This is a genomic window from Nocardia rhamnosiphila NBRC 108938, assembly GCF_000720425.1.
Taxonomy (GTDB): domain Bacteria; phylum Actinomycetota; class Actinomycetes; order Mycobacteriales; family Mycobacteriaceae; genus Nocardia; species Nocardia rhamnosiphila.
This window is the reverse complement of record NZ_JOAJ01000003.1, coordinates 777053-798228: the sequence shown is the minus strand read 5'-3', so window position 1 is coordinate 798228 and position 21176 is coordinate 777053. Positions and strand designations below refer to the sequence as shown.

Annotated in this window: 26 protein-coding genes; 14 read left to right on the top strand and 12 right to left on the bottom strand. The window is 66.2% G+C overall.

What is annotated here, in order from left to right:
- The first annotated feature begins 103 nt into the window (after window positions 1–103).
- Both IG75_RS0115575 and IG75_RS0115570 read left to right on the top strand, forming a co-directional pair.
- Window positions 104–358, top strand: coding sequence for a type II toxin-antitoxin system Phd/YefM family antitoxin (locus tag IG75_RS0115575; protein ID WP_030521992.1), 255 nt, complete (start codon window positions 104–106; stop codon window positions 356–358).
- The gene (locus IG75_RS0115570) at window positions 351–770 is read left to right on the top strand and encodes a type II toxin-antitoxin system VapC family toxin (protein WP_051714589.1); all 420 of its coding nucleotides are present in this window, start codon (window positions 351–353) and stop codon (window positions 768–770) included. Before IG75_RS0115575 ends, IG75_RS0115570 begins: the two co-directional genes overlap by 8 nt.
- Before the next feature lie 73 nt (window positions 771–843).
- Here the strand turns inward: IG75_RS0115570 and IG75_RS0115565 are convergent, their stop codons facing one another.
- Window positions 844–1839, bottom strand: a complete 996-nt coding sequence (locus tag IG75_RS0115565) for an LLM class F420-dependent oxidoreductase (protein ID WP_030521990.1) — start codon at window positions 1837–1839, stop codon at window positions 844–846.
- Between the two features lie 427 nt (window positions 1840–2266).
- Between IG75_RS0115565 and IG75_RS0115560 the strand changes: the two genes are divergently transcribed.
- From IG75_RS0115560 to mgtE, 4 genes are all read left to right on the top strand, one after another.
- Window positions 2267–2761 (top strand): hypothetical protein, encoded by a 495-nt coding sequence (locus IG75_RS0115560; protein WP_030521989.1) that lies wholly within the window; start codon window positions 2267–2269, stop codon window positions 2759–2761.
- A 114-nt stretch (window positions 2762–2875) separates the two neighbouring features.
- On the top strand, window positions 2876–3670 hold the full coding sequence (locus IG75_RS0115555) for a MerR family transcriptional regulator (RefSeq protein WP_030521988.1): 795 nt from the start codon (window positions 2876–2878) through the stop codon (window positions 3668–3670).
- Window positions 3667–4266: a hypothetical protein gene (locus IG75_RS0115550; protein WP_030521987.1), complete on the top strand. Its 600-nt coding sequence runs from the start codon at window positions 3667–3669 to the stop codon at window positions 4264–4266. The genes IG75_RS0115555 and IG75_RS0115550 overlap by 4 nt, the downstream gene beginning before the upstream one ends.
- 299 nt (window positions 4267–4565) lie before the next feature.
- The gene (gene mgtE / locus IG75_RS0115545; RefSeq protein WP_030521986.1) at window positions 4566–5930 is read left to right on the top strand and encodes a magnesium transporter; all 1365 of its coding nucleotides are present in this window, start codon (window positions 4566–4568) and stop codon (window positions 5928–5930) included.
- Between the two features lie 243 nt (window positions 5931–6173).
- Here mgtE and IG75_RS0115540 read toward each other — a convergent pair whose 3' ends face one another.
- Entirely contained in the window at window positions 6174–7157 is a 984-nt protein-coding gene (locus IG75_RS0115540; protein ID WP_210436813.1) for a hypothetical protein, read from the bottom strand.
- Window positions 7158–7475: 318 nt separating this feature from the next.
- Here IG75_RS0115540 and IG75_RS0115535 point away from each other — a divergent pair, with 318 nt between their 5' ends.
- From IG75_RS0115535 to IG75_RS0115520, 4 genes are all read left to right on the top strand, one after another.
- Window positions 7476–8027: a DUF3558 domain-containing protein gene (locus IG75_RS0115535; protein WP_051714588.1), complete on the top strand. Its 552-nt coding sequence runs from the start codon at window positions 7476–7478 to the stop codon at window positions 8025–8027.
- 39 nt (window positions 8028–8066) lie between these two features.
- Window positions 8067–8537 carry a hypothetical protein gene (locus tag IG75_RS0115530; protein ID WP_245713148.1) on the top strand — a complete coding sequence of 157 codons (471 nt, stop codon included), beginning with the start codon at window positions 8067–8069 and terminating at the stop codon, window positions 8535–8537.
- Window positions 8534–9688: a WXG100 family type VII secretion target gene (locus tag IG75_RS0115525; RefSeq protein WP_030521982.1), complete on the top strand. Its 1155-nt coding sequence runs from the start codon at window positions 8534–8536 to the stop codon at window positions 9686–9688. Before IG75_RS0115530 ends, IG75_RS0115525 begins: the two co-directional genes overlap by 4 nt.
- A gap of 123 nt (window positions 9689–9811) precedes the next feature.
- Entirely contained in the window at window positions 9812–10585 is a 774-nt protein-coding gene (locus tag IG75_RS0115520; protein WP_030521981.1) for an ESX secretion-associated protein EspG, read from the top strand.
- A 35-nt stretch (window positions 10586–10620) separates the two neighbouring features.
- On the opposite strand, the gene IG75_RS0115515 is transcribed toward IG75_RS0115520, so the two are convergent.
- Complete coding sequence (locus IG75_RS0115515; protein ID WP_030521980.1) at window positions 10621–11199, bottom strand: hypothetical protein; 579 nt, start codon at window positions 11197–11199, stop codon at window positions 10621–10623.
- A complete protein-coding gene (locus IG75_RS0115510; RefSeq protein WP_156058924.1) occupies window positions 11196–11501 on the bottom strand; it encodes a hypothetical protein in 306 nt (101 codons plus the stop codon). Before IG75_RS0115510 ends, IG75_RS0115515 begins: the two co-directional genes overlap by 4 nt.
- Window positions 11502–11656: 155 nt before the next feature.
- Here IG75_RS0115510 and IG75_RS0115505 point away from each other — a divergent pair, with 155 nt between their 5' ends.
- Window positions 11657–12532 (top strand): helix-turn-helix domain-containing protein, encoded by an 876-nt coding sequence (locus IG75_RS0115505; protein ID WP_030521978.1) that lies wholly within the window; start codon window positions 11657–11659, stop codon window positions 12530–12532.
- The gene (locus tag IG75_RS0115500) at window positions 12532–12720 is read left to right on the top strand and encodes a DUF397 domain-containing protein (protein ID WP_030521977.1); all 189 of its coding nucleotides are present in this window, start codon (window positions 12532–12534) and stop codon (window positions 12718–12720) included. Before IG75_RS0115505 ends, IG75_RS0115500 begins: the two co-directional genes overlap by 1 nt.
- Before the next feature lie 142 nt (window positions 12721–12862).
- On the opposite strand, the gene IG75_RS0115495 is transcribed toward IG75_RS0115500, so the two are convergent.
- The 3 genes from IG75_RS0115495 to IG75_RS0115480 form a co-directional block, all read right to left on the bottom strand.
- The gene (locus IG75_RS0115495; RefSeq protein WP_030521976.1) at window positions 12863–13309 is read right to left on the bottom strand and encodes a nitroreductase family deazaflavin-dependent oxidoreductase; all 447 of its coding nucleotides are present in this window, start codon (window positions 13307–13309) and stop codon (window positions 12863–12865) included.
- A gap of 119 nt (window positions 13310–13428) precedes the next feature.
- Window positions 13429–14250, bottom strand: coding sequence for a mycofactocin-coupled SDR family oxidoreductase (locus IG75_RS0115490; RefSeq protein ID WP_030521975.1), 822 nt, complete (start codon window positions 14248–14250; stop codon window positions 13429–13431).
- A gap of 677 nt (window positions 14251–14927) precedes the next feature.
- Window positions 14928–15515, bottom strand: a complete 588-nt coding sequence (locus tag IG75_RS0115480; RefSeq protein ID WP_030521974.1) for a TIGR03086 family metal-binding protein — start codon at window positions 15513–15515, stop codon at window positions 14928–14930.
- A gap of 62 nt (window positions 15516–15577) precedes the next feature.
- On the opposite strand from IG75_RS0115480, the gene IG75_RS0115475 reads away from it, so the two are divergent.
- Complete coding sequence (locus tag IG75_RS0115475; protein WP_051714587.1) at window positions 15578–16564, top strand: helix-turn-helix transcriptional regulator; 987 nt, start codon at window positions 15578–15580, stop codon at window positions 16562–16564.
- Between the two features lie 64 nt (window positions 16565–16628).
- Window positions 16629–17540 (top strand): helix-turn-helix domain-containing protein, encoded by a 912-nt coding sequence (locus IG75_RS0115470; RefSeq protein WP_030521972.1) that lies wholly within the window; start codon window positions 16629–16631, stop codon window positions 17538–17540.
- A gap of 69 nt (window positions 17541–17609) precedes the next feature.
- Here the strand turns inward: IG75_RS0115470 and IG75_RS0115465 are convergent, their stop codons facing one another.
- The 5 genes from IG75_RS0115465 to IG75_RS0115445 form a co-directional block, all read right to left on the bottom strand.
- Complete coding sequence (locus IG75_RS0115465; RefSeq protein WP_030521971.1) at window positions 17610–17969, bottom strand: hypothetical protein; 360 nt, start codon at window positions 17967–17969, stop codon at window positions 17610–17612.
- A gap of 18 nt (window positions 17970–17987) precedes the next feature.
- Window positions 17988–18710 carry a thiocyanate hydrolase subunit gamma gene (gene scnC, locus IG75_RS0115460; RefSeq protein WP_030521970.1) on the bottom strand — a complete coding sequence of 241 codons (723 nt, stop codon included), beginning with the start codon at window positions 18708–18710 and terminating at the stop codon, window positions 17988–17990.
- 30 nt (window positions 18711–18740) lie between these two features.
- Window positions 18741–19562 (bottom strand): SH3-like domain-containing protein, encoded by an 822-nt coding sequence (locus IG75_RS0115455; protein ID WP_156058922.1) that lies wholly within the window; start codon window positions 19560–19562, stop codon window positions 18741–18743.
- Between the two features lie 222 nt (window positions 19563–19784).
- The gene (gene nrdF, locus IG75_RS0115450; RefSeq protein ID WP_030521968.1) at window positions 19785–20747 is read right to left on the bottom strand and encodes a class 1b ribonucleoside-diphosphate reductase subunit beta; all 963 of its coding nucleotides are present in this window, start codon (window positions 20745–20747) and stop codon (window positions 19785–19787) included.
- A 170-nt stretch (window positions 20748–20917) separates the two neighbouring features.
- Entirely contained in the window at window positions 20918–21139 is a 222-nt protein-coding gene (locus tag IG75_RS0115445; RefSeq protein ID WP_030521967.1) for a glycine zipper domain-containing protein, read from the bottom strand.
- Between the last annotated feature and the right edge of the window lie 37 nt (window positions 21140–21176).

Below are 21176 nucleotides of genomic sequence, written 5' to 3'. Positions count from 1 at the left end.
GATTGCCGGCGTCCATGTCCCCGTAGTGGTGGGCATGTGGCGCCGGTGGTCGTCCCCGGTAATGTCGATAGCATCAGATAGCGGCGGTCGCTATATTGGGGGTATGACCAGGACGATCAGCCAAGCCGAATTACGCAACAGCAGCGCGGGTGTGATGGACGCGCTGGAAGCGGGCGAGGATTTCGTCATCACCCGCAACGGACGACCTGTCGGAGAGTTACGTCCCATCACCCCCCCGCGCAGTCTGACGACTGCTGCACTGAAACGTCGACTCGCCAGGTTCGCGGACACTGCGAATGCTGTGGACGAGCGCGCGGAAATCGACGCCGCCTTCGGGGAAGAACGATTGGATGACTGAACTCGGCGCGAAGTTCCGCTATCCGGTCGGTTTGTTGGATACCTGTGTGCTCATCGATGTGGCCACCATCGACGACGTGTATCTTCCGATCCAGCCCAAGATCTGTGCGGTAACGCTCGCGGAACTGGGTTTGGGTGTGGCCCTTGCGTCGGATCCGAAAACGCTCGCGCTCCGTACCGAACGACTCCTGGAGATCGAGCACGCCTTCGATGCGCTGCCGTTTTCTCCCACCGCAGCACGACGGTTCACCTCGATGGCAAAACTGGTTATCGCGGCGGGACGAAACCCGAAACCGCGCAGAATGGATTTGATGATCGCCGCAATCGCCTCGGCGAACGATCTCCCGTTGTTCACCCGCAATGCGGACGACTTCAAAGGTCTGGACCCGTTGCTGACGGTCGTCGCGCTCTGATGTGCGGGGCGCCGGCGGGGCGCAATTCCCGGTGCAGCCGGCGGTCGGTGCACCGGGAACCCGCCTCCCGGAATCAGGACAGCGCCGGGAGCACTTCGCGTTCGAAGAGTTCGATACCGCTGGTGTCGTAGGCCGCTTCGGGGAAGTTGAAGATGGCGTAGCCCAGCCCGCGATCACGGACGGCGGACAGTTTCTCCACGATCTGTTCCGGGGTACCGACCGCCGCGCCGCCGTTGTTCAGGTTGTCGACATAGGCGCGGGCCTTCTCTTCGCCCAGGACGGGGGCGATCCGGGCGGCATGCTCGGACTTACGCTGTTCGATCTCGGCCTCGGTGGCGCCGATGGCGACATTGAAGTTGGCGCTGCGCACGATGGCGTCGAAATCGGTGCCGACCTCGGCGCAGTGCGTGCGCAGGATCTCCGATTTGTGGGTGAACTCGTCGGGGTTGTTACCGGCGAAGTTCGTGTAGTTCGCGTATTTCGCGGCGATACGCAGGGTTTTCTTCTCGCCGCCGCCCGCGATCCAGAGCGGCAGGCCGCCCTCCTGGGCGGGTAGCGGGCGCACAATCGCACCGTCCACCCGGTAGTAGCGGCCGTCGAGAGTGGCGGTGCCGGTCTGCCAGGCCTGACGGAAGATCTGTACCCCTTCGTCGAGCCGGCCGAGCCGCTCCCCGGCGGTGGGGAAACCGTATCCGTAGGCGCGCCATTCGTGTTCGTACCAGCCGCCGCCGATACCCATTTCGGTGCGGCCGCCGGAGATCAGGTCCACAGTCGCCGCGACCTTGGCGAGGTAGGCGGGGTTGCGGTAACTGATCGCCGTACACATCTGGCCCAGCCGCACCCGGGTGGTGGTCGCGGCGAAGGCGGACATGAGGGTCCAGGCCTCGTGGGTGGCTTCCTCGCTCGGCTCCGGAACGGTGTGGAAATGGTCGTACACCCACAGCGACTCCCACACCGGGTTCGCATCGGCGCGGGCCGCCAGACCCCGCATCACCTCCCAGTGGGTAGCGGGATCGAGACCGACCAGGTCGAGACGCCACCCCTGCGGGATGAAGATTCCGAAGCGCACAGCACTCTCCTCAGATGTCGGGCCCGGGGGCCACGGCGAGATATCTCCACTTCCACTCTGTCGAGATCCCGGCGTACGGGCAACGGTTGCACGTTGCCCGCGCCGAATTGCGGGCGCCGTCGCCACTTCGTCCCATTCGCCTCCGGATGCCCGCATCCGGGCTGTTACGCACCTCTCCGGTCTGTTGCCGAGGGCTCGTTCCAGCAGTCGGTGGGCTTGTGCGCGTGGCAGCCGGCCCGTCGTGCTCGGTGGGAGTTCGCCGCAGCGGCTACCAGGGCGGGACGGTGGGGTGAGGTTTCGCACAGGTGCGGCGAAAGTTCCCGGTCCGAGTCCGGCGGAGCGCCGAGTTCCGCGTCGTGCTCGGAGGGGATACGGGCAGGAAATTCGGTCGTGCGGACCGGTGCGGACCGGTCACACTGGGGGAGATATGAACAAAGAACAACCGACACTCGGCGTGGATTTCGGCCGGGTGATCCAGGGAGCGGCCCTCGCCGACGGTCCGGGCGATACCGTCTTCCTCTCGGGCGGCGCGGAAGAAGCCATGCGAACCCCGCCCAGTGACCACGCTTTCGAAGTGCTGCCCCGGCTGGTGGACCGCTTCGACGGCCGGGCGTGGGTGATCTCCAAATGTGGGCCCCGGGTGCAGGAACGCACCACGCGATGGCTCGACCACCACGATTTCTACCGCCGGACGGGTATCGCGCGCGGCAATGTCCGGTTCTGCCGCAAACGCGCCGACAAGGCGGTGCACTGCGCGGAGCTCGGTGTCACCCATATGATCGACGACCGCGTCGAGGTCCATCAGGCACTACGCGGCCTGGTGCCGCATCTGTATCTCTTCGGTGTGCAGCGCGGACCGATCCCGGAGTGGGTCCGGCACACCCGGACCTGGCCGGAAGTCGAGGACGCGATTCTCGCCTAGGCGCTGTGCCGATGGGTGCGGCATCGCGTACGCAGAAAATTCGCGCACAGGGAGGGTCCGGTCTCCGATTCCGGTGCTTGACTGCGACGTAGCGTCACACCGGAAGCTGGTGTCATGAGGATCAGCGAAATAGCCACGGCCGCCGGTACGACGCCCCGCGCCGTCCGCCACTATCACCGGCTCGGCCTGCTTCCCGAACCGGTCCGCCCCGACAACGGCTACCGCGACTACGGACTTGCGGAGCTGGCGCGACTCATGCGTATCCGCTGGCTCGCCGACAACGGGTTGCCGCTGGGCGCCGTGGCCGCCGTGTTCGAGACCGAACACGGAGCCTCGGATACCGATGACCTCCGCGCCGACCTGGCGGCCCTGCACGACGAGATCTCCCACCGCGTCGCCCAGCTCGTCCGTAAGCAGGAAGGGCTCGGCCGGATGCTGGCCGCCGTCGATGCGGGCCGGATGCTCACCGCGTTACCCGCGGAGCTCGCCGACGCGTTCGACGCCGCCCGCGAACGGGCCGATGACCTGGAACGCGCCGCACTCGACCGGGAGCGCGATCTGCTGGAGGTCATCGCCATCTCCGGCGACACCCCGGACGAGATGTTCAGCTGGTTCGCGCGCGCGTTCTCCGATACCTCGGCGCGGGAGAGCTACCGCCGGATGCTGCACGGTTGGGAGCGGTTGAGCGGCCGGGCGGTGGAACAGTCGGGGGAGCTGATCGAACAGGTGGCGCAGGAACTCGCCGCCGGGCTGCGTGCTGCCGACTTCGAATCGCTGACGGCTTCCGGTGCTCCCGTCGACGCGAGCGGGCCCGAGCTGTCCCTCCCGGCGCTCGTGCCCGATCCGGCCCAGCGCCGGGCGGTGCTGCGGGCGATCGAACTGCTCACCGGCGCGGACGATCGACCATGACCGGGCGCACAACCGGGTTCCTGCGGAACCAGGGCCGGGCCTACCGCGCGGTCTGGTTGTGGTTGCGCCGGCGCACCGATTGCGACGGCCGCGAATACGCACCGTTGCCCGGCACGCGGGGCGTGCTGGCGATGCCACTGGCCTTTCTGGCGGCGACCTTGCTGGAGATGGCGGTGCTCCACATCCTGATCCCGTGGGCATGGCTGAGTGTTTCGCTGGGTGTGCTGTCGCTGTGGTCGTTGCTGCTGCTGTTCGCGATGTTCGTCGCGGATATCGCCTACCCGCACTACGCCACCGACCGGGCGCTGGTACTGCGCCGCGGCGGCCGCGAGATCGCGACCATCGCGTTCGACCGGATCGCGGCCGTCGCCGAACATCGCCGCTACAACCACACCGGAACAGCTCTCGACGGCGACCGCCTGTTCCTCGCCGGACCGGACGGCACCACTGTCGATATGACACTCCGCGAACCGGTCGATATCCGGGTGGAGTCGCTGCTGCCCAGCGGCCGGATCTCCACCGCGGTGACCCGGATCAGCCTGTTTCTCGACAATCCCGAGCAACTCCGTGGCGCGCGGACACGCCCGGGAGTGTGAAACGCCGTGTGACGAACGTTTCGATGCGGACTTCCCGTGGTCAGGATGTATTCTGATCAAGAATGCGTTCGCATTCATAGACAGTTATCCGGATCGGGCGTGTACCCACGTGCGTAGCGGCGGCCTAAGAGGAGGTGGTGTTGCAATGCGCAGCGAACCTCCCAGTCGAAGGCCGCGCGGCGTCGTCCGCCCGCGTTTCCGCTTGCAGTAGCTGTCGGCGGAGCGGCCCGGCTCGGCGCCTCGCGGTGTGACTTTCCTTCGAAATCACTCGCAACTCACTGCTGTGCCGAGGACTTCTCATGTCGCAGATCGATCTCATCGAAGTGCCGACGACGCTGTCGGAATCCCTCCAGGACGTGGTCGAGAGCCACCGCGTCGATGCCGCGCTGCACTGGCTGGACAACCATCCGCCGCACGTCATCGCCGACGAACTCGCGCGGATGGACGCCGTCGAAGCCGGGGTCGCGTTCCGATTGCTGGACAAGGATCTGGCGCTGGCGGTGTTCGAGGAACTCGAACCCGTCGATCAGCAGCAGATCCTGCAGGGCCTGCGGGACCAGAGTTTCCGCGAACTCGTCGAGGGCATGGCACCCGACGACCGGGCTCGCATGCTGCGCGAAGCGCCGGCGAAGGTGGCGAAGAAGGCCCTCGCCGGGCTGAGCCCCCGCGAACGCCGGATGACCGCCGCGCTGCTCGGCTACCCCGAGGGCTCGGTCGGCCGGTACATGTCGCCCGAGGTCGTCGCGATCCCCGGCACCCTCACCGTCGCCGACGCCCTGCGCACGGTCCGGCTCAAGGGCGGCAACGCCGAAACGGTCTACACCCTCCCCGTGGTCGACGCGGGCCGCCGCCTGCAGGGCATCGTGGAACTGCGCGAACTCGTACTCACCGGCCCCGACACCATGGTCGCCGACCTCGTCGTCACCGAACCGGCGTTCGTCCGCGCCACCGATTCGGCGGAGAAGGCCGCGCGCCTCATGCGCGAGACCAACGACATCAACCTGCCCGTCGTCGACAGCGAAGACCGGCTCGTCGGGCTGCTCACCATCGATGACGCGGTCGAGGTCATCGAGGCCGCCGACAGCGAGGACGTCGCCAAACAGGCCGGTTCGGCGCCCTGGGAAGGCCACTACATGGCCGCCGGGGTGTTCCAGCTCGCCCGCTACCGCGCGCTGTGGCTGATGCTGCTGCTGGTCGCGGCCACACTTACAGTGAGCGTGACCGGGTTCTTCGAGGCCACCCTCGAGCAGGCCGCGCAGTTGGCGTTGTTCATCCCGCTGCTCATCGGTGCGGGCGGTAACGCCGGGGCGCAGGCGGCCACGGCCTGTGTGCGTGCGGTCGCGGTCGGCGAGGTACGCGGCGGCGACCTGTTCAAGGTCATCTGGCGGGAGTGCCGGGTGGGGTTGGTTCTCGGGACCATGCTCGCCGTGGTCGGCGTGATCATCGGCGGACTGTTCGTCGGCCCCCGGGTCGCGGTGGTCGTCGGGGTCACGCTGGTGCTGATCTGTGCCTGGGCCGCCACCATCGGCGGCACCATGCCGCTGCTGGCCAAGCGGCTGCGGATCGACCCGGCGGTGGTCTCGGCGCCCATGGTCACGACGCTGGTCGACGCGACCGGGCTGATCATCTACTTCACCACCGCGAAACTGGTGCTGGGGATCTGAGCGGGGCAGCGTCGGGTCGAGTTCGGCGCTCGGCGCGGTCCGGCGTGTTTGCCATGGGAATGATGGTTCGCGGTGCGCTCGTTCGTCGACAGCGCGGCGAGGCCCGTGCGGGGAATCGAAGGCCTATTCACCGCAGAATCTGCGGTGAATAGGCGTAGTAATCGCCGCACTCGCAAGTGGGCCATCATCACCACATGCTCTCGGGACACCGCGCTGCGGGATATCAACGAACGTGCGAAGCCCTCAAATCAACTCGGCGACCGGCCGGATGAGTAGTTCGGTGACGTACCGGTCGTCCGATTCGAGCCACGCCCCGAAATCTCTGTCACGGTAGGCGGTCGCCAACGTGAGCCACCCCAGGAAGAACCCGGCGCCGCCGCAGGTGGCGCTGCCCCCGTCACCACCACAGACGACGGCCGGCTCGGTGGTGAACTCGTGCCGATACGGATCCTGGCCGATCATCAGACCCCATAGGTTCGCCTCCCGGTGTGGCCCTGCCGAATGATCGAACGGATAGCCGCCGTCCAAGCTGTCGTCACCCCAGCGGAACAGGGTGGAGGCTCCGGCGCCGCAGGCGTACTCCCACTCGTCCGGAGTGCTCGCCCGAACTCCCAGCGCGGCCGTCGCACGCAACGCCTGTTCGTAGGAAACCTGTTCGACCACTTGGGCATGGCGCACCTGCCCCAGCTCGTCGAACTCGACTTTCAGGCCTCCGTCCGCGCCCGACAGCACGACGGTGGCGCCGGGCCGAGCGCCGGATTCGGCGATCAACTCGAGGACCCGCGGATCATCGGCCGGCACACTCACGAGGCACGGATCCAGCGCCTCCACCCCGACAAACATCGCTGGAAGTTCCACTATCCGATCCGGTGAGGTCGTCGTGTCGACGAACTCCGTGATCGCCGGTAGACCGTACTCCTCGGCGCTCGCGGCGAAATCGGCTGCCTGGTGGGGCGACGGGACGAACCGGCCCCCGTCGTAACCGAGGCGTACCCGACCGCCCGGGACCAGCGAGAACCGCGTACCCGCCTTGTCGAACAAGGCAATACGCTGTCGCCGGCCGACGTACTCATGGGAGTGAACACCGACAAGCTCCGCGCTGTTCTCGCGGGCTATGGCACGCGCAACCCGCATGGCCGATTCGTCGGACAGCTCCCGCCACCGCGCAGCGGTCAGATCACCATGGGTCACCCCGGCATTCTCGCGGGAGGCGTCGTACGGTGCCAAGCCAGAAGCGTAGGCCCCGGTGGGAGTGGTATTCGACGTAGGCCACACGACAGGCCGCAGACCTGCTACGCGGGCAAGAAGCAGTGGGGTACACCGCGTTCCGGAGGCGCTCAAAGGATTTGGTCGCCGCCCGACGCGGGTTGGTGAGCAGGGTGACGAATCCGCCGGCGCGTCGACTATGCGTGCAGGTCCGGGAGGCTTGGGCGGTTGCGTCGAGTTTTTAGCGCCGGTAACGTCTGGGCGAGCCGGCAGCAGGGGGCGGAGACGCCGGTCCTCCCCAAGGGTCGGACGACTGGTGGTATCGGCGGTGGAGGTCGGATGGTGGCCGCGGGGAAGCGTAAGGCGTTGATCGCGCTGGTGGGCGGGGCGGTGCTGGTGCTGACGGGGTGTGAGTCTGCTACCAAGGGTTCGACGGCTCCGGATACGCCGAGTGTCGCGGCGGAGGTGCCTACCGGGTTCGACCCGTGCACAGATATCCCACAGGAGACCCTGAAGTCGGAGGGGCTGCGAGATCCTATGCCGGATGATGCAAGTGCGAACGGGATAAAGTGGGACGGGTGCATGTGGATACAGACCGATGGGTATTCGGCTGCCATCCGCACCACTAATATGACCCTCGACATGATTAAAGACCAGGGGTTTCCCGGAACCCTGGAATTCGAGACCGTTGGACGGTCGGCAATCGTCTCGCAGCAAGGAAAGGCCCAAGTCGAAGCTTCGTGCAATGTCAACGTTGAACTTATCGGGGGAAGCCTTGAATTCTTGCTCACCAATCCGCCGTCTCGCAGTAAGACCGGACATCTCGACACTTGCGAACTCGCCCGAAACTTGGTTGAGAAGGTTGCGCCGAACATCCCGGCAGGCGCGTGAGTAAGCCGAGTATCGAAATAATGCTGCGGAAGGACAGAAATGGGTGACGAGCCCGGACCGCGGCCGATGGCCAACATGCTCAATGCGGCTACCAACGGTCAGGCATCGGTGCAGATGACACCGGAAGATTTTATTTACCTTGAACGCGACTGTCAGTTCTTCAAAGATCAGATTGTGCGGATTCAAGGTAGCGCGGAGGAAATCTCTCAGCAGGATCACTGGGGCCTGGGGGAAGCCAACGATGACCTGATGTCCGCCCGAGCCATGGTCGGTCGCTACAAGGTGAAGGCGAAGGGTGCCCCGGATGGCAACGGTGTCTGGGAGATCATGGATCAGCATTACAAGATCGTCGACGACATTCAGAACGTCTTCCGGATCATGCGAGATCAGATGATGCAGGCCGACAGTGAGTTCGCGGCCGCGTTCAATTCTTTGAACGAGACCCTGCCGGAAAGGCCGCCTGCCGGCCCGGTCGTCGACTTGAATGCCTTTCTTGGTGGGCCGGCATGAGCGACACACCGCAGTATGAAGACGCGACCATTCCGAAGGGTGGAGAGCATCCGGACGGCTGGGATCACCCCAAGATCAGTGGCGCGTTCAGTCCGCTCGATGTGAACGATGCGACCGGTCAGGCAGGGAAGTATCTGCTGATGAAACTGATGTGGGAGCAGGGTTTCGAAACGTTCCTGCGATCCACTCAGGCGTCTCTTGCGCAGGCGTGGTCCGGCCCGGCCGCCGAGCAGTCCAAGCAGGCCATCCAGGATTACATCGACAAGCATGCCCGCCCCGTGACTCCTGCACTCGAAGCGCTGGCGAACGGGATCCGGGCTGCGGCCGATGCGATCGTGGAGACGAAAAAGGCCATTCCTGAGCCGATGGATGCCGGGGGGTGGGTCAACAGGCATTGGAACCAGTTCTGGCATGACGAGGAGATCGGTCGGCGGACCGAGCAGGCGCGGGTGGCGATGAAAACCCAGTACGTCGACCGGTTCGGGGAACTCGATACCCAGATACCGGTGATTCCCGTCCCTGTCGGTCCCACCTCCACCACCGATATCCCCGCCCCGCCACCCGGCGGATACAACACCGACACCGGGAACCCCGGCGCTACTTCTCCGGAGAGCCCCGCCGGTACAGCAGGGGAGACGCCTGCGGGCGAGACGCCGGGGACTCCGGAGGGCGAGACGCCGGGCGAGACCCCCGGCGAGGAGACGACGCAGCCGACCACCACCGACCCCGGCGATACCGCCACCGACCCCGCGTCCACGGAAGACCCCACCGGCGCCGCCCCCACCGTCCCGGCGGGCACCACACCGGCCGGTGTGACAACAAGTCCCGGTTCGCCGGGCGGTACACCTTCGGGAACTCCCGGTTCCCCGGGCGCTCCCGAGTCGCAGACTCCCGGCCGCACGGTTCAGGGCGCACCGAATACCGCCGCCGGCGTCCCGGCGGGTGCGTCCGCCGCCGCGGCGAACGCGGCGGCCAACCGTGGGATGACGGGTATGCCGATGGGTGGCGCCGGTGCGGGACGTGGTGGTCAGGAAGACGAGTCGAAGCGTTCGACGCCCGATTATCTGATCAACCAGGAGAACACCGAGGAATTGCTGGGCGATATCCCGCCCACCATCGCCGGTGGCGTGATCGGACGCAACCCCGACTAGAAGCCGAGAGTTTCGCTGTACGAGCCGCTCGGTCAGCCGGCCGCGCGGTACTGGGTGCGGTACCGCAACGTCGCCGATACATCGCGGGAGCTGTTGTCCCGCAACGAAAAAGAGGGATGATCGATGTCCGAGTGGACGTGGGAGCCGGACGATTTCGCGGCGCTGTGGTACAGCGACGCCTACGACCGGTTCCCCAGCCCACTGCGCTACACCAGCCGTTTCGCCTTCAACGACGAAGCCCGGGCGCATCGCCTCGCGGTGCGGGAGCGGTATACGCGGGAGGAACGCGCCACTATCCAAGTGGCCCTGGATACGCTGGGCACCTCGAAAATGCATATCGCGATCTTCGGCGGCACTGTCGCGCACAAACGCAGCACCGGACGCGGCGATATGCGCAACTACCGGATTGTGGGCGCGCGCACCGAGAGTCATGCGGTGACGATGAGCCAGGCCGGTAATGCCCATGACTTCGGGTCGATTCAGGTGCGACTCTTGCGGCCGGAGCAACTGGCGGCCCGGCTGGTGACCGCGTTGCCCGGGTGTGCGCCCGGGACGGCCGGGCCCGAGACCTTCCATCCCGACGATGTGGACTCCCGGCCGGAGCAGTTCGAGAATCCGCAGCGCACCCGCGCGCGGGACCGGTATCGGCGGCTGGTCCGGAGAGAGGCCGACGGTGGCGGTTGCGCGGTGCTCCGGATGGGGCGATTCGACGCGAATGCCGATCCGCTCCGGTTGCTGGAATGGCACGACATCGCCGGTGACGGCCGCTACACCGAACAACGCGGAACCCACGTGACGGTGCGCCCGGCCACCCCGGCCGAGTTCACCCGCCATTTCGGCAGCTGGCTGGAGCTGGCCTGGCGCCGGTTGACGGAGGAGCGCGCCGATGCCTGGTGAGCGCCGGCTGCGGTGGCGGCGGACACGGGGAGCACTCACAGTCCGGTCCGTTCGCGCGGGTTCGTGATCCGCAGCCTCAGTAGATGCGGATGGTTGGTGTCGTCGAGAGCCAGCGCGGCCGTCCACAGGGACGCGTCGATGGATTCGGGTAGGCGCCAATCCCGGGGCGCGACGGCGGGAAACCGCAGGAGTATCGGGTCGGCGCCGCAGTGGTGGGGGCGGACCGCCCACCACTGACGACCGGTGGCATCGATGGTGGCGGCCGCGAGAATATCCGACCCGGCGGGCAGTCGCGCCGCGGCGATACGGACGGGTGCCGGGATATGCCGGGTACCGGCGCGGGAATTCAGTTGATCGGCGAAAACGAGGAAGACGAAACCGAGTCCGAACATGCCGGGACCGAGGACGGCACGCACCCGGGCGGCCGCCACATGGATCGGATTCGGATCCGTGACGCCCCGGCTCGGATCGACCTCGGCGCATTCGGCGTGGATCGTCTCGCCGTCGAAGCGGAAGCCGAACAGTACGGGCAGCGATCCGGCGGGTACGGTCGGCAGGAAGTGCGCGGTGATCTCGGCGACCGACTCGTCGTCGGGGTAGTGGATAGCGCTCATCCGAGCAGTCCCCGCGCGACGGTATGTGTCCAGAACTCGTGGCGGATCGCATCCCACAGGCGGGTGTACTCGGGGAACCGCTCGCGCATATCCGCGAGGTCGGTGCAGGTGTGGTCGGGCAGGGGCACGCCCACACCGGAAGTCTCGCGCACCTCCAGGATCTGGATCGCCTCGCGATCGAGCCGCCAGACGGCCAGCCGGCCGTCGCATTCGGTGTGGCGCGTCGGTGCGTGTGTCTCGGCGTTGCCGTAGGCCGTCGGCAAAGCGTCTTTGCGACAACGACTTCCGTATCTCTCGGACATGCGACTATGTTGCTGCAGGTCACAGACTCGGCGTGGGTCGGCGGGAGGCCGTCACGGGATCGATGGGAAGTCGCAGCACGTTTCCCGGTACCTGCCTACGATTGTTCTCGAACTGAGAAACGCCGGGCGATTCGTTGAGAAACAGGGGAGGCACGATGCCGAGCAAGGCGGATCTCAGCGGCACCACACTGCCGCGGCGGCAACTGGGGAGAGCGTTGCGCGACGCGCGCCATGCACGCGGTTCGACGCTGGAACAGGTGGCCCGGGAGACCGAGTTCAGCCGGGCGACATTGAGCCGGATCGAGCTGGGGCAGTATGAGCGGATCAAGGTCCGGGAGGTCGAATTCCTCTGCCGTTACTTCGATCTGCCCGATGATCGCACCGAATACTTGATGGCTATTGCGGCGCAATCGAATACGAAGGTCTGGTGGCAGAACTATCGGCACTTTATGCACGAGGGATTCAGTTCCTATCTCGAGCTTGAGGCCTATGCCACCGATTTCCGGTTCTTCCAACCGCTTGTGATCCCTGGCCTTCTTCAGACGGCCGACTATGCCAAAGCGATCTACCGCGCCTACGCGCCGGACGACCCCGAGCAGCAGATCGACAGCCGGGTAGAAATGCGGATGCAGCGCCAGCGACGGCTCGCGCAGCGCCGCTCGAGAGCCCGGATGGAGTACTTGTTGCACGAGAATGTGTTGCACACGGTGGTTGGTTCGAAGCGGGTCATGGCGGCTCAGTGCCGGGCAATCGCCGATACGAGCACACACGACAACGTCACTCTGCGGGTGCTGCCCTTCGCCGCCGGGTTACCGACCGGTGATGTCGTCCAGCCTTTCATCGTGCTCGACTTCCCGGACAGCGAACCGGCTGTAGTCCACTCGGAGGGCGCAATCGGCTCTATGACTTTCGAGGATTCCGATGATGTGACGCGGTTTCGCGCACTATACGAAACGCTTCGGTTCGCGGCGCTCGATGAGGTGACCTCGCGGGATCGAATACGGAGAATCGCAAGGAGATACGACCAGTGATGGGCGAATTATCGGGTGTGCAGTGGTTCAAGTCGTCGTACAGCGGGGGTGGCGGGGACTGTGTCGAAGTCGCTTGGCTGGGCTCGAGGCGGGTCGGTGTCCGGGATTCCAAGGATCCGTCAGGTCCCGCGCTGGACTTCGCACCGGAGGACTGGGATGCCTTCATTGCCCACATGAGCGGAGCCTGAAATGATCCCCCGGCGTCTCAGGACGCCGGGAACGGGGCGTCGACATGAGCGCACCCGGCAGTGTGCTTGTCCGCGTGCGCCCAACTCGCATCGGCGGCTACCGGCTACGGTGGGGCACCGTGGAATGGTCGTGCGGCGTTGTCTAGACGTTCTCGATCCGGAACAACACACAGCGGCCCGCCAGGGCGGCGAACTCATCGGGATCGTCGCTGGTCACTACCCCGGATTTGATCATGACCGGTACGCCGGTCGGTACGAGTCGCGGGAACTCCCGGAGCACCGGCTCGCTCTCCGCCGCCGGAACCTCCACCAGGCGCGCGGTCCGCGTCTTCCGTTTCGTCTTCAGTTCGACGGTCTCCGCGGCCTGCACATTCTTCACCCAATCGGCACCGGGAATACCACCCAGAACGTATTCGGCACCATTGAATTCGAACGGGGTCACCGGTGTGGTGCGTGGCTTTCCGGAGATCCGCCCGGGCACCGTGAGCAAGGTCATGGGTAGGGAAACTCCGACCCGGCCGACGGCGATCATCATCCGATTCATCGGCTTCAGCCAGCGTGGGATCTGGACACGGTTGTCATCTGCCATTCGCACACCTCTTTGTACCCGTGGTTCGATGAGCACGTCACCTTCCCGGCGATGACGAGCCGTCCGGCGTCGGCTCGCTGCCGCGACGTGCAGATGCTTGGTGGGCCGGAGAGAGTGGATCAGACCGTGTGGGTGCTCAGGCCGCCGGAGATGGTGAGGGCTTCACCGTTGTAGCGGCCGCCGGAGTCGGAGACCAGTAGCAGGATCAGTTCGGACACTTCTTCCGGCTGGATCAGCCCGCCCCCGGCCTCGAACATCGCCATGGCGTCCTCGCGGGTGGGGTTTTCGTGGTCGGGCATGAGTTCGCGGTAGGTGGCGGGGTTCATGATCATGTCGGTCTGTACTCCCGAGGGCAGGACCGCGTTCACGGTGATGCCGTGTTCGGCGACCTCCTCGGCCAGCGATTTCACCAGGCCGACCACACCCCATTTCGCGGCGGCGTAGTGGCCGGATCGGCGGGCGCCCATGCGGGCGACGATGGAGGCGGTGGCGACGATGCGGCCCGAGCCGCGCTCGATCATATGCGGGACGACGGCGCGGAAGCTGTGGTAGACGCCGGTCAGATTGACGTCGATCATGTCCTGCCAGGTCTGTTCGGGCATTTCGGCGATCAGGGCGTTCGATGCGATACCCGCGTTGGCCAGGAGGATGTCGATACGGCCGAATTCGTCGATGGCCCGGTCGGCGACGGCGTAGAGCTGTTCCTGATCACGGACGTCGGCGGTGACCGGGACGCAGCGACGGCCGGTTTCGCCGACCAGCTTCACCGTCTCGGCGAGATCGTCTTCCGAACCCAGTGCGTAGGGCACGCTCGCGATCGGCGCGGCGATATCGCACAGCACGATATCGGCGCCCGCCTCGGCCAGTGTCACCGCATGCGATCGGCCTTGCCCGCGCGCTCCGCCGGTGACGACAGCGACTCTTCCGTCCAACTTCCCCATGGTTCTCCCTCGTCCGCTTGTTGTCCCATCCTCACATTGCCGGTGCACGTTGTATGCCGGTTCGGAGTGTCGGCACCTTTGATGTCGGCGGGATCCGGTCACCACCAGCGCGGTGCGCCGCGGGTCGAGGCCGGGATAGGCGAACCTGCGGCCACGGTGGTCCTCTTGGCGAAGGTACTCGCGCTCGTCGATACGCCAGTCGTGCGGCTCGGTGCGAATCCTGCTTTCTCCCAAGATGTTTCAGTCTTCCACCGGTCGGACGAATCCGCTGCGAGACGATATGGCGGCCGGCGATGCCGAACCGGCCCGCGTCACCGTACTTTCCCACAGGACCGGCATATCAGCGCGAGGGCGCCGGGCTGTTCGCTCGGGGCGGCCCGGATCGCTGCCCGCGACGCGGCGACACGGGTGTACCGGCTGCGCGACAATCACCCGATGGATCTCGCCACGGTGCACGTCCGGCAGTTGCAGGTCGCGGAGTGGGCCGTTTTCCGGCAGATCCGGCTCCGACGGCCGAACGCCTGTACTACCGCCATGGGTTCCGGCGGACCGGCGTCCGGGGGACCGTCGGCGGCGGCGATATCCGGCCCGAGTTCGAAATGGTCCTCGACCTGTAGGCGGGCCGGCCCGCCGCACCGTTCGGTCGGCGACGCGGTGCGGCGGGCGCGCGCCGACGGTCAGCGGCTCTCGGGCCGGCTGCGGCCGAGGAAAGCGGCCAGTCGCTCCGTCGGCCCGGCCGCGGCGCGCGGCTCGACGCGAACGCCGAAGGGTGACCCGGGGCCGCGGAACGCGTCACTCAGCGCTCGGTCGGCGATGGCCTGCGCCTTGGCCACCAGTGCCGGATCGGCTTCGGCGGGCTGTCCGATGGATACGGCCAGGTCCCAGCCGTGCGCGACGGTCTCCATGAGATAGCCGCCGACGGCGAGCCCGCCGGGGGCCTCGCCCCAGGGTGCCAGGAGCGGGCGGGTCAGCAGCGCCTCGTCGGCCCACCGGTCCAGCGCGGCGCTCGACCGTTTCAGGTAGTCCTCACCGGGACGGCTCATATCGATATCCGCTCGGGCGGGGAGCGCGCGCGGGTCGGCGCCGGTAGCGGTCGCCACCAGTTTGGCCGGATGACAGGAGAGGTGCTCGAGCAGCGCGCGGACATCGAATTCCGTGCAGGGGGTGGGGGCACGCCACTGGTCGGGGTGGACCGCGGTCATGAGTCCGGCCACCCACTCCTGGGCGGCGGCGAGGTCTGATCGGAAATCCGGAATCTGGGTCATGGGAGCAGTCTCGGACACACAAGGTGACATCTGGTGTCACCTTTTCGTGAGATTCTGGAGAAATGCGCGCGGACCGGTTGCTCCAGATCGTTCAACTGCTCCGGCGGCACGGGCGGATGAGTGCCGCGGAGCTGGCCCAACGCCTGGAAGTCACCAAACGGACGGTGCTGCGCGATATGGAGTCGCTGTCCGCCGCCGGTATCCCGGTGTACGCCGAACGTGGCCGCGGTGGCGGATTCGCCCTGGTCCCGGGGTTCGAACCGGATGCCGAGCAGCTCACGGCGGAAGAGGCCCGCGCGCTCTTCGTCGCGGGCGGGCGCGGTACGGCCGAGGCGCTCGGCCTGGGGAACTCGTTCTGTCGCGCGCTGCACAAGCTGTCCACCGCTCTTCCCGATGATCAGCACCGGCTGGTCACCCATGTGCAGGATCGGATCGTTCTCGACGCCGGCGGATGGCACCGCGAACCGGCGGTGCTGAACGCACTGGCCACGGTGCAGGCCGCGGTGCTCGACGATGAGCGGATCCGGATCCGCTATCAGTCGAGACAGGCCGACGCTCCGGGCGACCGGACCGTCGATCCGTGGGGTCTGCTCCAGGTCGGCACGACCTGGTACCTCGTCGCCGCCCATCGCGGCCGGCCGCGCAGCTACCGGGTGTCCCGGATCAGCGCGGTGCGCCGGCTCGGTGAGCCCAGCCGCCGGCCGCCGGATCTCGATCTGCACCGGGTGTGGCGGCAGATGCGCGACGACTTCCGTGGGGCGCCCGCCACCGAGATCGTGCTGCGCGTGCACCGGCCGCGCCTGTCGCTGGTGTTGCGGTCGCTGGCGGTGACCGCACTCGGTGACCCCGAACCCGTTCCCGGCGAGCCGGATGTGTACCGGCTGCGGGTGCGCAGTGTGGAAGGGGCCGCGGCCATGCTGGTGGGTTTCGGCGCCGAGGTCGATGTCCTGGCCCCGGCGGAGTTGCGGGACCGGATCATCGCGATCGCGGAGGCAGCCGGCGAACATCATCGGACGGCGTCGCGGCGGTCGGATACGGCCGAAATGTAACTCGCGCCATACGGACAGAATTCTCGTTGACTCTCCATCTGCTGGAAGGTTCAGGCTGGTTTTCGTGAGTGACCACGATGCACTGTTCACCATCGGTGAGTTGGCCCGCCGCACCGGACTGTCGGTGCGGACCATCCGGTTCTGGTCGGACTCCGGAGTCGTACCGGCGACCGACCGATCGCCGTCCGGCTACCGGCTCTACGACACCGAAGCCGTGGCCCGGCTCGATCTGGTGCGCACGCTCCGCGAGCTGGGTCTGGACCTGCCGACGGTGCAGAAGGTGTTGCGGCGGCAGGCCACCGTGGCCGAGGTCGCCGCATCGCACGCCCGCGCTCTGGACGCCGAGATCCGCACCCTGCGGATCCGGCGCGCGGTGCTGCGTTCGGTCGCTCATCGAGGAAGCTCGACCGAGGAGATGAGAATCATGCACAAGATGGCGAAACTGTCCGCCGCCGAACGCCAACGGCTGATCGACGACTTCGTGGACGCCATGTTCGACGGGATAGCGGACGACGCGCCGGGAGCGAATATCGCCCAGGGGATGCGAATGCTCCCCGCCGAACTGCCCGACGACCCGAGCCCGGCACAGGTGGATGCCTGGATCGAATTGGCCGAACTGGTCGCCGACGCCGACTTCCAGGCGCGTTGCCGGCAGATGGCGGTGGCCGGCGCCACCGGCGAGACCGGGCCGGAGGGCGCAATCGACCCGGACCGCGTCTCCGAGCACGCCCTACGCGCACTCGACGAAGGCGTGGCACCCGAATCCGTCCGCGGCAGAGAGGTGCTGGAACAGATCATCGCTGCCGGTCTGCCCGCGACGGAACGCCGGCGGCTGGCCGACCGGACGGAAGTGTTCACCGATCGCCGGGTCGAGCGGTACTGGGAACTGTTGGCGGTACTCAACGGCTGGCCGCGGCGGGAACCCCGAGTACCGGCCTGGGAGTGGTTCATCGACGCGTTGCGTGCCCACGCCTGATCGGCGTCTCCGATGCGGTGACACCATCGCCGCACCGGAGACGCGTTCTTCCGCACACCCCCTACGAGTTCATCCTTCCGCTTCGAGTCTGGCCCGGACCTCCTCGATATGGCCGGCCAGCTCGGCCTCGTCGATGACTCCTCTGGCGATCAACGAATGCGCCAGCGCGACGAGCTGATTCTCCGGGAACGGCAGCGCCGGATAGACCTCCTCGGTGAGACGGTCCTCCTCGTCGCGCCGGGTGAGCAGCGGTAGCGCCGCCCCTTCGCGATCGAGGGCGTCGCAAATCCCGTCCAGACTCGATTTCCATGGCGGAGAAGGGTTCTCGACGCCGTACTTGTCGGCCATCCGCGACCACACCTGCCCCCGGGCGATCATCTCCTCCAGCAGCTGCACTCTGACCCGCGTGACGTCCTCGCTCACTGGCATCTGTTGTCCTCCGGTCCGTCAGTAGTTCTGTGCCGGGTGCACCGCGGTGTGTACGGGGCGTTCCACGTCCGCGGTTCGTCCGGGTCGGGGAAGGGCGACACCGATCAAGCAGTCACGTGTCACGATCTGGGTGAGCTCCTCCTCGCTCCAACCCTGCGTGCCGTCCGGGCGTACCGGCAGCACCATGAACCGATGCTTGGAATTGGAGTCCTCGACGCGAATCTCGACGTCTTCGGTGAGGTAGAGGCCGAATTCGGCGAGAACCTGGCGCGGCCAGCGGACGAGCCGGCGGCGGTAGTTCGGCGTCCGGTACCACTCGGGTGAATTCCCGAGCAGCGGACGGGGATAGCAGGAACACAGACTGCAGCAGACGACGTGATGCAGCGTCGGCGTGTCCTCGAGAACGTGCAGCGCGGTGAAATCGCTGGGCGTTCCGAAGCCGGTCGGTTTCAGCCAATCGATGCCGACCTCATGGCACGCGGTGATGGCGTCGTCCAAGGCGAGCTGCTTGAAATCGGGGTCGGACCATGCCTTGGCGACGAACCGGGCACCCGGCGCCGGACCCAGCTGCTCGAAATACTCGGTGTACCGGCGGTGGTCCTCGGCGGTGAACAAGCCCTTCTCGATAGCGAGCTCGCGTAGCGCGATCTCGAGCACCTCGAAATCGGTGACCTCCTCCACCATCGGCGCGGCGTGCCGGGGAGCTTCGGAGCCCTCACCTTCGTTCGATATCCCGCTCATCGTGTTCCTCTCACTGAGGTGTAACCCGGTCTACGAGATCGACTGGAGCCAGGGCTCCGATATTTCCGCCTGCAAGGTGTCGCCGGGGGATCCCTGGTACGGATCCCACAGATCTGTCATATCGAAGCGCACGATATAGAACCATTCGGGGCGCCGGTCCTCGCGGTCGAACGCCTCGTCCTCCGGTATCGGGCTCTCGTACGACACTTTGACGACCGTCCCCGGTTTACCGCGCAAATACTCCTGGGTGCGGGTGTAGAAGATAGTCGGAAGCTCACGCACCAGTACCCGATCACCGACCCCGAACCGGGGAGTGTCCGCTTGCCCGGCAAAACATTGGGGATCACCGTGGCCGACCGCGTCACGGTGATGAATATTCCGGGCCACCTCGGTACCGTCTCCGGTGCCGCGGGGCGCGGCCTCCAACGGACCGGAACTGCCCGCGCTGCGCTCCCGGACCTCCTGGGTTCGTTCGAGCAGTTCACGCAGCGTGATATGCCGTTTGTCGATGAGGCAGCGAGCGGCGGCCAGCACCCAGCGGCCGTAATAGGGAAAACCGAGATACTGGGTACGCCCGACATCGACATTTCCCAGCCGGCGGCGCTCCTCGGAAGTCCAGATGCCCCGCCAGCCCAGCACCTCGCAGGTGATGAACGTATTGAGCTCCCAGACCTCCTCCTCCTTTTCTTCGGAAACAGCCGGCGCATCGGGTTCCCCGCCCACGTCGTGCGGGGTTTTCATAAATGCCCGGAACAGCTCGTGATCTATCTGATCCGGGTAGGGCCAATCGCGGAGCTGGTGCAGCGCGACGCGCAGCTGACTGACGTAGTCGTCCATGACCGAATTTGCCATGATCGCCATCTCCCTGAAGTGGGTAGGTCGCCATCAACCTTAACGGGTGACGGTCGGACGCTCCGGTTTCGAAACCATCAAATCTGTGACGCGGTTCCGGTGGCGCCGACCAGCCGATACTCCGGTTCGATATACAAAAATCGGGCCGGCGTCACTATGACGCCGGCCCGATTGCCGCCTGTCCGGTGAATCAGAACCGGGCGGGGCCTGATTCACCGGGACTCAGAACTCCCAGTCCTCGTCCTCGGTGTTGACCGCCTTGCCGATGACATAGCTGGAACCCGAACCCGAGAAGAAGTCGTGGTTCTCGTCGGCGTTGGGAGACAGGGCCGACAGGATGGCCGGGTTGACGTCGGTCTCGTCCTTCGGGAACAGGCCCTCGTAGCCCAGGTTCATCAGGGCTTTGTTGGCGTTGTAGCGGAGGAACTTCTTGACGTCCTCGGTCAGGCCGACCTCGTCGTAGAGGTCCTGGGTGTAGTCGACCTCGTTGTCGTAGAGCTCGAACAGCAGCTCGAAGGTGTAGTTCTTCAAGTCGTCGCGTTCGGCCTGGGTGACCTGCTCGAGTCCGCGCTGGTACTTGTAGCCGATGTAGTAGCCGTGCACCGCCTCGTCACGAATGATCAGGCGGATCATATCGGCGGTGTTGGTGAGCTTGGCGCGCGAGGACCAGTGCATCGGCAGGTAGAAGCCGGAGTAGAACAGGAAGCTCTCCAGCAGGGTGGAGGCGACCTTGCGCTTGAGCGGATCCTCGCCGCGGTAGTACTCGAGGACGATCTCGGCTTTGCGCTGGAGGTTGCGGTTCTCCTCCGACCACCGGAAGGCGTCGTCGATCTCGCGGGTCGAGCACAGGGTGGAGAAGATCGAGCTGTAGCTCTTGGCGTGCACCGACTCCATGAACGCGATATTGGTGAGCACCGCTTCTTCGTGCGGGGTCAGCGCGTCGGGGATGAGACTGACCGCGCCGACGGTGCCCTGAATGGTGTCCAGCAGGGTGAGGCCGGTGAACACCCGCATGGTGAGTTGTTTCTCGTCGGCGGTGAGGGTGTTCCAGGAGGGGATGTCATTGGACACCGGGACCTTCTCCGGCAGCCAGAAGTTACCGGTGAGCCGATCCCAGACCTCGGCGTCCTTCTCGTCGGGTACCCGATTCCAGTTGATGGCCGAAACCCGATCGATGAGCTTCATGCTGCTTCCACACCCTTCCCAACGAATCCGACGACTGCCCTGCGCGTGCCGTAACACTACCCCTTGGGGGTTGAATCACCGAGCGCTACCACAACTTGTGTTTCGCGCGTCGAATGCGCTAGGAAGCGGGAGATTTCGGCGCGCGTGGGACCGCAGGCGCCGAGCGTACTTCAGTCGTCGGTCGGCGGTTTGTGGTGGCCGTCGGATCTGTCGTCGCCCGACGGCGCCATGGCCAGACCGAACGCCAGGCCGAAGCCGATACCCAGCCCGATTCCGAGGGCCAGGTTGTTCAGCACCACGAGGCCGAGCGGGATGCCGATCGCCAGTCCGATGGCGATCCCGATACTCAGCCGGCTCGCGAGTGAGCGATCACCCTCAGCGTTGCCGCCCATACTTCGACGGTACGCCCGTTATGGCCGTTCACCTGCG